This window comes from Streptosporangium sp. NBC_01755 (assembly GCF_035917995.1).
Classification (GTDB): Bacteria; Actinomycetota; Actinomycetes; order Streptosporangiales; family Streptosporangiaceae; genus Streptosporangium.
This window is the reverse complement of record NZ_CP109131.1, coordinates 6704482-6717623: the sequence shown is the minus strand read 5'-3', so window position 1 is coordinate 6717623 and position 13142 is coordinate 6704482. Positions and strand designations below refer to the sequence as shown.

Below are 13142 nucleotides of genomic sequence, written 5' to 3'. Positions count from 1 at the left end.
CGGACCGCGCTCGGCTCCTGGCATCGCGCACCGGGCAGGCGTCGTCGACGACCTGCCGGACCCGCACCCGGGCGGTCATACCGTCACGGAGCACCGGCGCCCCCAGGCACGACCGGCTGCACGACCGGCTGCACGACCGTGCTCACCACGCTGCGGAGCCCGTCGCGCCGGCCGATGCTGGAAATGGCACCGCCGACGAGCTCACGGAGCTTGCCGACGTCAGGGCGCATGCCTTTGATCGCCGTCTCGATGGTGAGGAACGTGGCCTCCCTGCCGAGAAGCGGCGAGGGAGTGGGGGCGGTCACGGACCGTCCTGCGCGAGTCGCCCGCAGGTCGACGGCGAGCAGCCGGGAGCGCACGCGCACCGGCCCCACGGTCAAATCATGGTCAGATGATCGAGAAAGCCGGCCCGCTGGGTTGCGAACCGGCTTCTGACCTGGGAAAATAGCGTGGGCGATACTGGGATCGAACCAGTGACCTCTTCGGTGTGAACGAAGCGCTCTCCCGCTGAGCTAATCGCCCGCCCTGTCCAGCCCCTTGCGGTGCCGACGTGGAAAACCATACAGCAATCCGGGAGTGCTCGCGAAGCGGTGTCCGCCACTAAAGTGATCTTGAGAGATGACGCGCTCGGGAGGCAAAGCCCTGGGGATGCATCCGACGGGGGGCTACGGTGTCATAGCATCATCCTGATCCGCAGAAGCACCGAACGACCCAGGCTCGACCCGAATCACCCGAGACGCCCTACCAGGGAGTCGACGGTGACCAAAACGAGACGCAAAACCCTTGCAAATACGGCCCTGTTGGTGATGTTTAGCCCGGTAGATGCCCAAATGTCGCGCTGTGATGTGCGTTACAGAAGGGCGTTGAGGCGGAATCTTTCCTACAGGTTTCTTTGTTCCGCGTGATGGCTCATGCGGAGCGAAGTCCGCTTGAGAGCAGTGAAAGCCCCGAAGAGGGGACCGACGACGAAAAGGTTTGGCTGACGATGAACAGCGCCACCGTCTCTGCCGAGCTAGGCCTTCGGCTTGTGGTCCCCGACCGTACCACCGTCCCCCTGCTCGCCGGACTCAGCTACACGGCCGGTGATCCTTACGCGATCAGAATGGCCTTCCACGTAGGAAACGACGAACCGGTCGAGTGGATCTTCGCCCGCGAGTTGCTGACCGTCGGCATCGTGCGGCGGGTGGGCGACGGCGACGTGCAGGTGTGGCCGGCGCGTGCCGACGGCGAGCGCACGCTGCACATCAGTCTCACCTCGCCGTTCGGACAGGCGCTGTTCGAGGTGCCGCTGGCTCCGCTCACGGAGTTCCTGCACCGGACGTACGAGCTGGTGCCCGCGGGCCGCGAGACCGACTTCATGGATCTGGACGCCGAGCTCAGCAACATGCTCTGGAGTTCCTGACCCGTCCCGGGCCACCCCCTCCCGCGACGGAGCCGCCGGTCTACGCCGCGGTCCCGAGCAGACTCCGCATCCTGGCGATCTCGATGCCCTGGCCCGAGACGACGTCCTTGGCGGTGGCCAACATGGCCCGGTCGGTGCCCTCGCGCAACTGGAGCCCGGCCATCGCGACCGCCGCCTCGTGGTGAGCGATCATGAGGGTCAGGAAGAGCTTGTCGAAGGCCGCTCCCCTGGCCCCCCTGAGCCGGTTCATCTCCTCCAGCGTGACAGCGTGATCGTCATGCCCCACATGCCCTCGCGGTGCCCGGCCGACCGCCTCCAGCCATGACGTCATGGCCGCGATCTCCGGCCGCTGCGCAGCGGTGATCCGCTCGGCGAGTCTCCGCAGGACCGGCGAGGACGACCTGGCCGGGACCAGCTCCGCCATCTCCAGTGCCTGCCGGTGGTGCGGGATCATGCCCTCGGCGAACCGCACGTCGGCCGCCGTGACCCTGGCCTCGGACTCTCCGAGACTCTCGCCCGGCCTCGCCGTACGGCCCGCCTCGCCGGGGCCGCCCGGGACTATCACGGGGGCGCCGGTCTCCGCGACGAGCGGTGCCGATCGTCCCGGCCCCGCCTCCGTACATCCGCCAAGGACCGATGCCGCCAAGATCACCGCGATAACCTGACCTGGCATACGCATCCTCCGCATAGCTTCAATAATGGGGCAAGTGGACCGACGTAATGGGGGCACCGTGCGATCGACCGTGGCGTTCGGCCTGGCCGCGCTACTTCTTGTGGCCGGATGCGGGGCGGATCCAACCCCCTCGGCCCCACCGCCCGCGGCCGCCTCGTCCGCCCCGGAGGGGAGCACGAGTGCCGAGCGGACGGACGAGACCCCCTCTCCGGGGATCTCGGGGGACGGCACCCACAGCGCCAACGTCACGCACCTGGCCAACGTGCCGTTCGGCGCCCCGCTCGACGGGCCCCAGGCGTGGGGCACCGACCTGGCCTTCCAGGGCGACTACGCGTTCGCCGGCAACTTCGACGGCTTCAGCGTCTTCGACATCTCCGACCCCTCCCGCCCCTCGGTGGTCAGCCGGGTGCTCTGCCCCGGCGAGCAGAACGACGTCTCGGTGAGCGGGAACCTGCTGTTCCTGTCGATCGACTCCGCCCGGGTCGGCCCGGAGTGCGACGCCCAGCGCGGCGAGCCGGAGTCGGACGGCTGGGAGGGCATCCGGATCTTCGACATCGCGGACAAGTCCCACCCCAGGTTCGTCTCGGCGGTCCGCACCGACTGCGGCTCCCACACCCACACCCTCGTCCCCGGCGAGAACGCCGACAGGGTCTACCTCTACATCTCCTCACCCGGCCCCGAGCCGCGGTCGACGACCTGCTCGGCGCCGCACAACAAGATCTCCGTGGTCGAGGTGCCCGTCGAGGCCCCCGAGACCGCCAAGGTGGTTTCGAAGCCGGTGCTCTCCGACAAGCCCGGCGAGGACGGCCTCGGCGGCTGCCACGACATCACGGCCTACCCCGAGAAGAACCTGGCCGCCGCGGCCTGCTTCGGCGACGGGGTGCTGCTGGACATCACCGACCGGGTCAATCCCAAGGTGCTCCAGCACGTGAGCGACCGGGAGAACTTCGCCATCTGGCACTCGGCGACGTTCAACAACGACGCCACCAAGGTCGTCTTCGGGGACGAGCTGGGCGGCGGCGTGAGTGCGACCTGCGACTCCGGCACCCCCAGGACCAAGGGCGCCAGCGCCGTGTACGACCTCGGCAAGAACCGCAGGCTCACGCTCCGCGGCTACTTCAAGATCCCGAGGGAGCAGAGGTCCGACGAGAACTGCGTCGCGCACAACGGGTCGCTGCTACCTGTGCCGGGAAAGGACATCATGGTCCAGGCGTGGTACCAGGGCGGGGTGTCCATCTGGGACTTCACCGACGCGACCGCCCCCCGGGAGATCGGCTTCTTCGAGCGGGGTCCGATCTCGGGAGTCGGCGGCTCGTGGTCGGCGTACTACTACAACGGCCACATCTACTCCAGTGACATCACCAGGGGCCTGGACGTGCTCCGCGTCAACGACCCGCTGACCGATCCCGCCGCCAAGGTCAGGCTCAAGGAGCTGAACGCGCAGACCCAGGTGTCCTACTAGCCGGTCCCCCATCGGACGACCCCAGCCGGTCCCCCGCCGGACGACCGGCCTTCCGGCGGGGGTGTGCCCTCGCCGGAACCGGAAACCCGAAACCTCAGGGGTCGAGGTCGGCGGCGGAGCGCTCGGCGAAGACCTGCATGGCCTTGGCGGTGATCGGACCCGGCGCGGCGGGCAGCACGGTCTGGCCGACCGCGCGGATCGGCTGGATGTCACGGGTGGTGGAGGTCAGGAACGCCTCATCGGCCTCGTACAGGGCCGAGAGCGGGACGTCCTCCTCGGCTCCCCCGCACCACTCCAGCGCGAGCGCGCGGGTGACCCCGGCCAGGCAGCCCGAGGCGAGCGTGGGGGTGACCAGCCGGCCGTCGCGCACGACGAAGACGTTGCTGCCCGTGCCCTCGCAGAGGTCTCCCACGGTGTTCTCGAAGATCGCCTCGCTGCCGCCGGCGGCCTTGGCGTGGAACAGCGCCCTGGCGTTGTCTCCGTAGGAGGTGCTCTTCACCCCGGCGAGCGCGCCGCGCTCGTTGCGCGGCCAGGGCACGACCGTGACGTCGGCGGTGGCCGGGAACGGCTTCTGCTCGTCGACGATCACCACGGTCGTGCAGCCCTGGTCGCCCCGGTCGGAGCCGAGCGGCCCCGGGCCGCTGGTGTAGGTGACCCTGACTCGGCCGAGCCGCCACGGCGGAGCCTCGGCCAGGCAGGCGCGGATCCCGTCGGCGATCGCGTCGGTGTCGGGGTCGGGCAGTTCCATGCGCCGTGCCGAGAGCGTGAGCCGGTCAAGGTGGCGGGTGAGCGCGAACGTGGCGCCGTTCACGCACTTGATGGTCTCGAACACCCCGTCCCCGACCATCAGACCATGATCGAAAACCGAAACGGTGGCCTGATCCGGAGAGACGAGTGCCCCGTTGAGCCATATAGGTACATTCATGCGACTCCTTCTGAACCTGATGTTGATGCCAGAGCGATGAGCCGGGAGGCCTTCAGCTCGGTTTCGTCCCATTCGCGGCGCGGATCGCTACCCCAGGTTATGCCCGCGCCCGTACCGAAACGGATCTCACCGGACGACAGCCAGAACGTGCGGATTCCCACGGCCAGCGAAGCCCGCCGCCGGTCGGCGTCGACCCAGCCCACAGTCCCACAGTACGGCCCGCGCGGCTCGGGTTCGAGCTGATCGATGATACGCAGGGCCGAGGATTTCGGGGCCCCCGTCACCGACCCCGGCGGGAAGGTCGCACCGAACAGCTCGGGCCACCCGCACCTCGGCGCGAGCCGCGCCCTGACCGTGGAGACCAGGTGCACCAGACCGGGATGCTCCTCCACCTCACACAGGGCGGGCACGCTCACCGAGCCGACCTCGGCGACCCTGCCCAGGTCGTTACGGACGAGATCGACGATCATCACGTTCTCCGCGTAGTCCTTCTCCTGCAGGTCCTCCTCGGTGGCTCCGGTCCCCTTGATCGGCCTGGACTCGACCACGTCGCCGTCCCTGGACAGGTAGAGCTCGGGAGAGGCCGACACGACACTCAGCCCCGGCAGGCTCACCGCCGCGGCGTAGGGGGCGGGGTTGCCCTCCGCCAGCCGTACGGCCAGTGCCAGCGGGTCCGGCTCCTCCCCCGTGGGCAGCGGCGCGCTCAGCACCCGGCACAGGTTGGCCTGGTAGACCTCTCCCCTCTCGATGTACGAGCGGATGCGCCGCACGCCGTCCTCATACGCGGCCCGGTCCAGGGAGCCGCGCCACGACGACGGGTGCGGCCCGCGCCAGGGGCCGCGTGGCACGGGCAGCGGGGCCTGGCGGACGTCGTCGAACTTGGCGCACGTCACCTTGCCCTCGTAGTCGACCACGACGGCCCACCACCCCGCACCATCCAGTGCGGCCAGGTCTGTGGTGACATCTCGGAGCCCCGTGGCCAGATATCCGGTGACATGCGCAAAAGAGTCATGCACCGCCCTATTGTCTCGCTCGTCCGGTCAGCAGGCACACCAGGGTGCGGGCAGCGGAACGGGCGGCAGGGCCGCGTAAACGGTCCTGCCGGGGGCGAGCTCGCCGGGGGGCGAAGCACCGGATCGGGCGGTACGGCGGCGGTGCGGCGGATGCTCACGGACGCGGTACCGGGACTGCGGGCCGGAACCGTGGTCGCGGAGATGCCGACGATCGGGCCGGGGCTGCGGTCCGGTGACCGTCTCGGCGGTTACGACAGGGGGCCGGTGACCGTCTCGGCGGCGGCGACGACCGCGTTGCCCGCGACGAGCCCGACCACCGTCTCGATCTCCGGTGCGAGGAAGCGGTCGGGCCCCGGGCCGGGGACGGACTGGCGCAGTGCGGCCAGCACGGCTCCGGTCGCCGGGGCGGGCCGCAGCGGGGCGCGCAGATCCAGGGCCCGCGCGGCGGTGAGGATCTCCACCGCGAGCACCCGGGTGAGGCCGTCCACCGAGCGGCGCAGCTTGCGCGCGGCCGACCAGCCCATGGAGACGTGGTCCTCCTGCATGGCGGAGCTCGGGATCGAGTCGACGCTCGCGGGCACGGCCAGGCGCTTGAGCTCGGAGACCACCGCCGCCTGGGTGTACTGAGCGATCATGTGGCCGGAGTCGACACCGGGATCGTCGGCGAGGAAGGCCGGTAGGCCGTGGCTGCGTGCCACGTCCAGCATGCGGTCGGTGCGGCGTTCGGAGATGCTCGCCATGTCCGCGACCGCGATGGCGAGGAAGTCGAGCACGTAGCCGACGGGGGCGCCGTGGAAGTTGCCGTTGGACTCCACCCGGCCGTCGGCCAGGACCACCGGGTTGTCGATCGCCGAGGCGAGTTCCCGTCCGGCGACCGAGGCGGCGTGCGCCAGGGTGTCACGGGCGGCACCGGCGACCTGCGGGGCGCACCGCAGGGAGTAGGCGTCCTGGACGCGGGTGCAGTTGCCGTCCCGGTGGGACTCCATGATCCGCGAGCCCGCGAGCAGTGCCCTGAGGTTGGCGGCACTGGCCGCCTGCCCGGGGTGCGGGCGCAGTGCCTGCAGGTCGGCGGCGAAGACGCGGTCGGTGCCCAGCAGCGCCTCCACGCTCATGGCCGCGCCGATGTCGGCGACCTTGAACAGCCGGGCGAGGTCGTCCATGGCCAGGATGAGCATGCCGAGCATGCCGTCGGTGCCGTTGATGAGCGCGAGCCCCTCCTTGGCCACCAGTTCGACGGGCTCGATGCCCGCCCGCTTGAGCGCCTCCGCGGCGTCGGCCCGCTCGCCGGCGGCGTCCCGGACGACGCCCTCACCCATGATCGTGAGGGCCACGTGGGAGAGCGGCGCGAGGTCGCCGGAGCAGCCGAGGCTGCCGTACTCGTGCACGACGGGGGTGATCCGCGCGTTGAGCAGGCTCTCCAGCACCTTGGCCGTCTTCGGGCGCACGCCGGTGTGGCCGGTGGCCAGGGTGTGCAGGCGCAGCAGCATCATCGCGCGGGTCACCTCGACCTCGACCTCGGGGCCGGATCCGGCGGCGTGCGAGCGGACGAGGGAGCGCTGCAGCTGTGCGCGGAGCGCCGGGTCGATGTGCCGGGTGGCCAGGGCGCCGAACCCGGTCGAGACGCCGTAGGCGGGGGTGGGGCTCTCGGCCAGTTCGTCCACGCGCGTGCGGGCCGCGGCCATGGCGGCCACGGCGTCGTCGGTGAGACGCACGGTGGCACCGTACCTGGCGACCTCGACGACCTGCTCGAAGCTCAGCGGCTCCGGCCCGACGTTCACGACCTCGTTGTCGCGCATGCTGTCACTCTCTCGCGTAGGTTGAACTTGGTAACTGGTGAACCCATTGCTGGCTCCTTACATCTCACGATACCGGTAGCGCTCGGTTTGGGGAGTGGCCGGGTATTCGCTAGAGTTCTCGCAGTGAGTCCGGGCAGGTCCCGGAGGCACGCGGAAGTGGCTCAGTGGTAGAGCATCACCTTGCCAAGGTGAGGGTCGCGGGTTCGAATCCCGTCTTCCGCTCGGAAGGGACTCCGGTCCCCCCACTCGGTGGAGTGGCCGAGAGGCGAGGCAACGGCCTGCAAAGCCGTGTACACGGGTTCAAATCCCGTCTCCACCTCTGGTTCGCAGCGAGGACGATTAGCTCAGCGGGAGAGCGCTTCCCTGACACGGAAGAGGTCACAGGTTCAATCCCTGTATCGTCCACCATCGCTCATGGCGACCATGAGCGGATCAGATCGAACAGCCGTCAAAGTTCCGGTTCGGGGCCTTGGCGGCTTCGTGCTCTTCCGGCCGGTCGCCGGTGGACCGCGGCCGCGGGCCGGATCACACTCGGCACCGCCGTCCACCGCCGGAGTGCCCACCCGCACCAAGCGCACCGCCCGACTCGGTGGCGGCCTCCATAACGTGCCACCCCCGGACATAGCGCGCGGCCCCGGATGTCGGGAGTGCCCCTGCCGGTGCCGTCATCCGTCACCTCGCGGTCGACGGACCTGTTCACCCGATCTTGGCCGCGTATTCGCGGTCGAGAGACATCGAAGACGCGTAGCATCGGCGTTCGCGGCATTCATTCGTTTCCCGCTCGGATTCACGGACACGGAGGGTCATGAACAGCTCCTTCATCCCCGCCGCCCGCGCGGCGGCCGGCACGACCGGGCCGGGCGACGTCCCCGCGTCACGACGGTCCCCCCTGCCGGGGAACGGCGGCGGACCGCGCGGAACCGCTCTGTTGGAGACGTCATGACGGATCTGCTGCGCAATCCCGTGAAGAACTACGACTGGGGATCGCGCACGGCCATCGCCACGCTGGCCGGGCGTCCCTCCCCCGCGGAGCGGCCCGAGGCGGAGATGTGGCTCGGCACCCACCCGTCCGGCTCCTCGTCGGTGCTGCGTCAGGGAGCTTGGCACTCCCTCGCCGAGACGGTGGCCGCCGACCCGATGGCCGAACTGGGGAAGGAGACCGTCAAGCGGTTCGGCACGCGGTTGCCGTACCTGCTGAAGCTGATCGCCGTGGACCTGCCGCTGTCACTGCAGGTTCACCCGTCGCGGCGGCAGGCGGAGGAGGGCTACGCCAGGGGCGTCTACGTCGACCCGTTCCCCAAGCCCGAGTTGATCTGCGCACTGACCCCGTTCACCGCGCTGGCCGGGTTCCGTCCGCCGCGAGAGGCCGCGGCGCTCATCGGCGGGCTGGGCGTGCCGGACCTGGAGCCCGTCGTGGCGCCGCTGGCGGCCGGGGACGCCTCCGCCGCGCTCCACGCGCTGGTGGAGTGGCCGAAGGAGGGCAGGGGGGATCTTGTGGCCGCGATCGCGCGGGCCGCGTCGGCCGCCGGCGGCCCCGACAACGAACCGGTCGTACGCCTGGCCCGCATCCACCCCGAGGACCCGGCCTGCCTCGCCCCGCTGTTCCTGCAGCGCCATGAGCTGCGGCCCGGTGAGGCGCTGTTCCTGGACGCGGGAGTCCTGCACTGCTACCTGAGCGGTTTCGGTGTGGAGATCATGGGCAGCTCCGACAACGTGCTCCGCGCGGGGCTGACCGGCAAGCCGATGGACGTCGACGAGCTGCTGCGCGTCACCGACCCCTCGATCTCGCCCCTGCCGGTCGAGCCGGTCGGCAACCTCTACCACACGCTCGCCCCGGAGTTCCGCCTCGGCACGGCCGTCCCGGGCTCCGGGCTCCCCCTGGAGGGGGGGATACCGCGCATCCTGGTGTGCACCGAGGGCAAGGTCGAGGTCGGCGGGCAGGTTCTACGGTCGGGCGAGTCCGCCTTCGTCCCCGCCTCCTATGGCGCGGTTGAGCTGCGCGGCCCCGGAACGATCTTCTGGGCTGAACCCGGCGTCGGCTGACCCGCCACACCGTGACCGGGCCGCCGACCCCGGCTACCGCAGGCTCCCCGTCCCCGTCCACCCCGCGTCCGCAGGGTGGACGGGAGAGGGCGGTCGACGGCCCGGCCCGTGGCCGTCGCCCACGAACCGGGCCGGTCACTCCGTGCCGCGGTCGGTGAGGCGCGCGTCCCGTCGGCCCTGGCCGAGCTCGTCGGCCCGCAGCGCGAGGAGGACGTCGGGGCGCAGCAGCCGGGAGGAGCCGTCCAGTTCCAGGAGCCCGAGGATGCGGCGCAGGCGGTAGCTGACGGTGTTCTCGTGGATCGACAGGTGCTGCGCGGTCAGCCGTACCGACAGGCCGCAGGCGAGATAGGCCCGCAGGGTCTCGATGAGCGCCGGGCTGGGCCGCAACGGGGTCAGCACCGTGTCCACCAGGCGGCGGGCGTCGAGGGGGCTATGGGCTGTTGATTGCTTCATCAGTGGTTATCAGTTCTCCTTTGGCCTTCTCTGTCCGGCGGGCCGAGGTGTGGCAGGAGGCGGTACGCGCTGTCGGGGTTGGGTCCCGTGCCGTTGGCGGGCTTTCCTGCTGATTGGGGAGCTGTCGATCATCCCTGAGGGTAAGCTAGCCGTCGTCGTTCGACAGCGGTGGGTAAAGGGCAGGGGGTGGGGTGGTGTGGGTTCAGCAGGCCTACCGCTTTGCCCTCGACCCCGCTCCGGCCCAGGCCGGTGCGTTGTTCTCACATGGCGGGGCGGCGCGGTTCGCGTTTAACTGGGCGCTGGGCCTGGTCAAGGCGGCGCTGTCGCAGCGGGAGGCGGAGAAGACCTACGGAGTGGCGACTGAGTTGCTGACCGAGGTGCCCTGGTCGCTGTACGCGTTGCGCAGACGGTGGAACGTGGCCAAGGACGGTGTCGCGCCGTGGTGGGGTGAGAACTCCAAGGAGGCCTACAACAGCGGCCTGGAGGCGCTGGCGCGGGCGTTGCGCAACTGGGCCGATTCGCGCACCGGCAAGCGCAAGGGAAAGAAGGTCGGGTTTCCCCGGTTCAAGTCCAAGCACCGCACCACCCCGGCCTGCCGGTTCAGCACCGGCACCATCCGCGTGGAGGCCGATCGTCGGCATGTCACGTTGCCGCGGCTGGGCACGATCCGCACGTGTGAGTCCACTCGGAAGCTCGCCCGTCACCTGGAGCGGGGTACGGGCCGGATTCTGTCGGCGACCATCCGGTGGGAGGGGGGCCGGTGGTTTGTGTCGTTCACCTGCGAGATCGACCGCGCCGAGCATGTTCCGGCCCGGCCGGGGGCGGTGGTGGGGGTGGATCTGGGAGTTAAGGCGCTGGCGGTGCTGTCCACCGGCCAGGTCGTCGACAACCCCAGACATCACCGTTCGGCGTTGCGGCGGTTGCGGCGGCTCAACAGGCAACTGGCCCGCCAGGCAGGGCCGCGCACTTCTGCTGGTGGTCGCCGGGAGCCGTCAGCACGCTGGCGCAAGACCAAGGCCGCGCTGGGCAAGGCGCACGCGAGGGCGGCCCGGCAGCGGCGCGACGGCCTACATAAGCTCACCAGCGAACTGGCCCGCCTCTACGGCACGGTCGTGGTCGAGAACCTGAACGTGTCGGGCATGCTCGCCAACCGGCGCCTGGCCCGCGCGGTCGCCGACGTCGGGATGGGTGAGGTGAGACGGCAGCTCACCTACAAGACCGGCTGGGGTGGTGGTCAGCTGGTGGTGGCGAGCCGCTGGTATCCCAGTAGTAAGACGTGTTCGGGTTGTGGTGTGGTGAAAGCCAAGCTCGCCCTGTCCGAACGCATTTTTGAATGCGGCGGGTGTGGTCTGGTCCTGGATCGGGATCTGAACGCCGCCCGTAACCTGGCCACGCTCGCGGCCGACGTCGCCCAGAGTTGCGGGGAGACGGTAAACGCCCGCCGAGGAGCGGTAGGACCCGGCACCTGTGCCGGGCGCGCACCGGTGAAACGGGAACCCCGAAAACGGGGAACGCCGCTGCGGCAACGCGGCGGCTCGCTGATCCTCAACGACAAACACTGAGAATCAGCGAACGGCTGGCGAAGTTCTCCGCGATCGCGGTGCCCATCGAGGTCGCGATCGCGCTGCTGGCGCTCTTCAAGATCGGCGGCGGGGACGGCGGGTTCGCCGAGGTGGTCACCCAGCAGCCCGCGGTGCCCATCGGCTTCGCCGTCGCGGTCGGCGCCGTCATCTCGACGTGGGTCACCGGCGCCGCGCTCGTCGGGGACGTGACGCGCTTCGCCTCCCGCGGCCGTGACGTGATCATCTCCTGCTTCGTCGGGTTCGTCGTGGGCGCGGGGGTCTTCGAGACCATCGCCACCATCTCGGCCATGTCCGTGGGCAACAGCAACTTCGTGCTGGTCATGCAGGGACTGGGCCTGCTCGCCCCGGCCGCGGTGATGCTGGTGCTGGCCCTGTGGAACACCGCCGACAACAACCTCTACTCGGCCTCGCTCGCCTTCACCAACGCCTCCAACACCCTGGGGCTGCGCGTCGGCAAACCCGTCTGGACCATGATCTCGATCGTCATCGCGGTCCTGGTCGCCTTCGCCGGCCTGGCCGCCCAGTTCCTCGTCTTCCTGAACGTCATCGCGGTCGTCGCGCCGCCGTTCGCCGGCGTGCTCATCGCGCACTTCTGGATCCTGGCCCGCCGCCGCACGGGCGACCAGCTGCTGGAGTCGGCGCCGACGGTGCGGATCGAGGCCCTCGCGGCCTGGGTCGTGGCGGCGGTGCTGGCGAAGTACACCGACGTCCTGCTGACCGACGCGATCGAGGGGCTGGTCTACGGGTTCGTCTGCTATGCCGTACTGGGCTGGGCGGTGGCCGCCCTCAGACGGAGCACACAGGTCGCGGTCGTGGCCGACGCACGGGAAGGAGATGTTCGATGAGATTCGGTCTGGGAGTGCCCACGGGCACCGAGGGACTGATGTACCCCGTCCCCTACGCCGACGCCGGTGAGGCGGTCGAGCTGGCCGTCCAGGCCGAGCGGCTGGGATTCGACTCGGTCTGGGGCAACGACCACGTGACCACGCAGGGCTACGTTCGCGAGGAGTTCGACACCCCGCCCCGCTACTACGACCCGTTCGCCTACCTGAGCTACGTCGCGGCGCTCACCAGCCGGATCCGGCTGGCCACGGCGATCATGGTGCTGCCGTTCCGCAACCCGGTCGTGGCCGCCAATTCGAGTCGTCCGGCCCCACGCCCCTCACCGGCGCCGCCGACCGGCACCCCGATCTGTACGCGGCGCTCGCCACCGCGGCCCGGGCCGCCGGGGCGGGGCTCCGCTACGGCGTCGAGGGGCTCGACGGCGATTCGGCCCTGCGCGAGGCCGCGGGCGACCCCGCCGCGGCCGACGCCACCGGCTGGGCGAGCCTGGTCCGCGGGGTGAAACTCCCCGGCGAGGTGATGCTGCTGCGCCACGCCGCCCGGCTCGCCGAGGCCGGGGTACGCGCCGCCCTGGAGATCGCCGCGGATGGGGTGACCGAGCAGGAACTCGCCCGGGCGGTGGCCGCCACGATGGTCGCCGGTGGCGCGGAGCCGCGCTTCGTGGTGGCGACCACCGGGCCGCGCTCGGCCCTGGCCGACGCCCAGACCGGCTGGCCGCCGTGGCGGTCACCAAGGCCGTGGGACTGGGCGTCGAAGCGGTGGTCGTGGCGAGCACCGGCAACCACGGGGCGGCGGTCGCCGCCTACGCGGCGCGCGCGGGGCTGCCCTGCGTGGTGCTGACCGTGGCGTCGGTGCCGACCACGATGAAGACCCTCATACAGGTGTACGGCGCCCGCGTCGTCGCCCTGGAAAACCCCCCGGACCGGTGGCGCCTGATGCGGCGGCTCGT

Annotated in this window: 13 protein-coding genes, 4 tRNA genes and 1 pseudogene; 11 read left to right on the top strand and 7 right to left on the bottom strand. The window is 70.4% G+C overall.

Annotated elements, in window-relative coordinates; genetic code table 11:
* Positions 1-83: 83 nt before the first annotated feature.
* A complete protein-coding gene (locus OG884_RS31060; RefSeq protein ID WP_326638767.1) occupies positions 84-365 on the bottom strand; it encodes a hypothetical protein in 282 nt (93 codons plus the stop codon).
* Between the two features lie 85 nt (positions 366-450).
* Positions 451-522: transfer RNA gene (locus OG884_RS31055), tRNA-Val, on the bottom strand.
* Positions 523-985: 463 nt separating this feature from the next.
* On the opposite strand from OG884_RS31055, the gene OG884_RS31050 reads away from it, so the two are divergent.
* Positions 986-1402: an SsgA family sporulation/cell division regulator gene (locus tag OG884_RS31050; protein ID WP_184547867.1), complete on the top strand. Its 417-nt coding sequence runs from the start codon at positions 986-988 to the stop codon at positions 1400-1402.
* Positions 1403-1442: 40 nt separating this feature from the next.
* Here OG884_RS31050 and OG884_RS31045 read toward each other — a convergent pair whose 3' ends face one another.
* On the bottom strand, positions 1443-2075 hold the full coding sequence (locus OG884_RS31045) for a DUF305 domain-containing protein (RefSeq protein WP_326638763.1): 633 nt from the start codon (positions 2073-2075) through the stop codon (positions 1443-1445).
* A 58-nt stretch (positions 2076-2133) separates the two neighbouring features.
* Between OG884_RS31045 and OG884_RS31040 the strand changes: the two genes are divergently transcribed.
* Entirely contained in the window at positions 2134-3537 is a 1404-nt protein-coding gene (locus OG884_RS31040) for an LVIVD repeat-containing protein (RefSeq protein ID WP_326638762.1), read from the top strand.
* A 94-nt stretch (positions 3538-3631) separates the two neighbouring features.
* On the opposite strand, the gene OG884_RS31035 is transcribed toward OG884_RS31040, so the two are convergent.
* The 3 genes from OG884_RS31035 to hutH all read right to left on the bottom strand — a co-directional run bounded on the left by OG884_RS31035 (position 3632) and on the right by hutH (position 7271).
* Positions 3632-4462: an aminotransferase class IV gene (locus OG884_RS31035; RefSeq protein WP_326638760.1), complete on the bottom strand. Its 831-nt coding sequence runs from the start codon at positions 4460-4462 to the stop codon at positions 3632-3634.
* On the bottom strand, positions 4459-5478 hold the full coding sequence (locus tag OG884_RS31030) for a chorismate-binding protein (RefSeq protein WP_326638758.1): 1020 nt from the start codon (positions 5476-5478) through the stop codon (positions 4459-4461). Before OG884_RS31030 ends, OG884_RS31035 begins: the two co-directional genes overlap by 4 nt.
* 245 nt (positions 5479-5723) lie before the next feature.
* Positions 5724-7271 carry a histidine ammonia-lyase gene (gene hutH, locus OG884_RS31025; RefSeq protein WP_326638756.1) on the bottom strand — a complete coding sequence of 516 codons (1548 nt, stop codon included), beginning with the start codon at positions 7269-7271 and terminating at the stop codon, positions 5724-5726.
* Positions 7272-7421: 150 nt separating this feature from the next.
* Between hutH and OG884_RS31020 the strand changes: the two genes are divergently transcribed.
* From OG884_RS31020 to manA, 4 genes are all read left to right on the top strand, one after another.
* Positions 7422-7493: transfer RNA gene (locus OG884_RS31020), tRNA-Gly, on the top strand.
* Between the two features lie 26 nt (positions 7494-7519).
* Positions 7520-7590 (top strand) — tRNA-Cys (locus tag OG884_RS31015).
* Positions 7591-7604: 14 nt separating this feature from the next.
* A tRNA-Val gene (locus tag OG884_RS31010) sits at positions 7605-7679 on the top strand.
* 531 nt (positions 7680-8210) lie between these two features.
* Positions 8211-9314: a mannose-6-phosphate isomerase, class I gene (gene manA / locus OG884_RS31005; protein ID WP_326638754.1), complete on the top strand. Its 1104-nt coding sequence runs from the start codon at positions 8211-8213 to the stop codon at positions 9312-9314.
* A 135-nt stretch (positions 9315-9449) separates the two neighbouring features.
* Here manA and OG884_RS31000 read toward each other — a convergent pair whose 3' ends face one another.
* Positions 9450-9767 (bottom strand): helix-turn-helix domain-containing protein, encoded by a 318-nt coding sequence (locus OG884_RS31000; protein ID WP_326638752.1) that lies wholly within the window; start codon positions 9765-9767, stop codon positions 9450-9452.
* A 194-nt stretch (positions 9768-9961) separates the two neighbouring features.
* Here OG884_RS31000 and tnpB point away from each other — a divergent pair, with 194 nt between their 5' ends.
* The 5 genes and pseudogenes from tnpB to OG884_RS30975 form a co-directional block, all read left to right on the top strand.
* On the top strand, positions 9962-11329 hold the full coding sequence (gene tnpB / locus OG884_RS30995; protein ID WP_326638750.1) for an IS607 family element RNA-guided endonuclease TnpB: 1368 nt from the start codon (positions 9962-9964) through the stop codon (positions 11327-11329).
* A complete protein-coding gene (locus OG884_RS30990) occupies positions 11233-12195 on the top strand; it encodes a cytosine permease (RefSeq protein ID WP_326647044.1) in 963 nt (320 codons plus the stop codon). Before tnpB ends, OG884_RS30990 begins: the two co-directional genes overlap by 97 nt.
* Positions 12192-12695: an LLM class flavin-dependent oxidoreductase gene (locus OG884_RS30985; RefSeq protein ID WP_326638748.1), complete on the top strand. Its 504-nt coding sequence runs from the start codon at positions 12192-12194 to the stop codon at positions 12693-12695. The genes OG884_RS30990 and OG884_RS30985 overlap by 4 nt, the downstream gene beginning before the upstream one ends.
* Positions 12692-13033, top strand: a complete 342-nt coding sequence (locus OG884_RS30980) for a M24 family metallopeptidase (protein WP_326638746.1) — start codon at positions 12692-12694, stop codon at positions 13031-13033. The genes OG884_RS30985 and OG884_RS30980 overlap by 4 nt, the downstream gene beginning before the upstream one ends.
* A pseudogene (locus OG884_RS30975) lies at positions 12952-13131 on the top strand (pyridoxal-phosphate dependent enzyme); the annotation flags it as partial. The gene OG884_RS30980 and the pseudogene OG884_RS30975, both read left to right, overlap by 82 nt.
* Positions 13132-13142 lie beyond the last annotated feature (11 nt).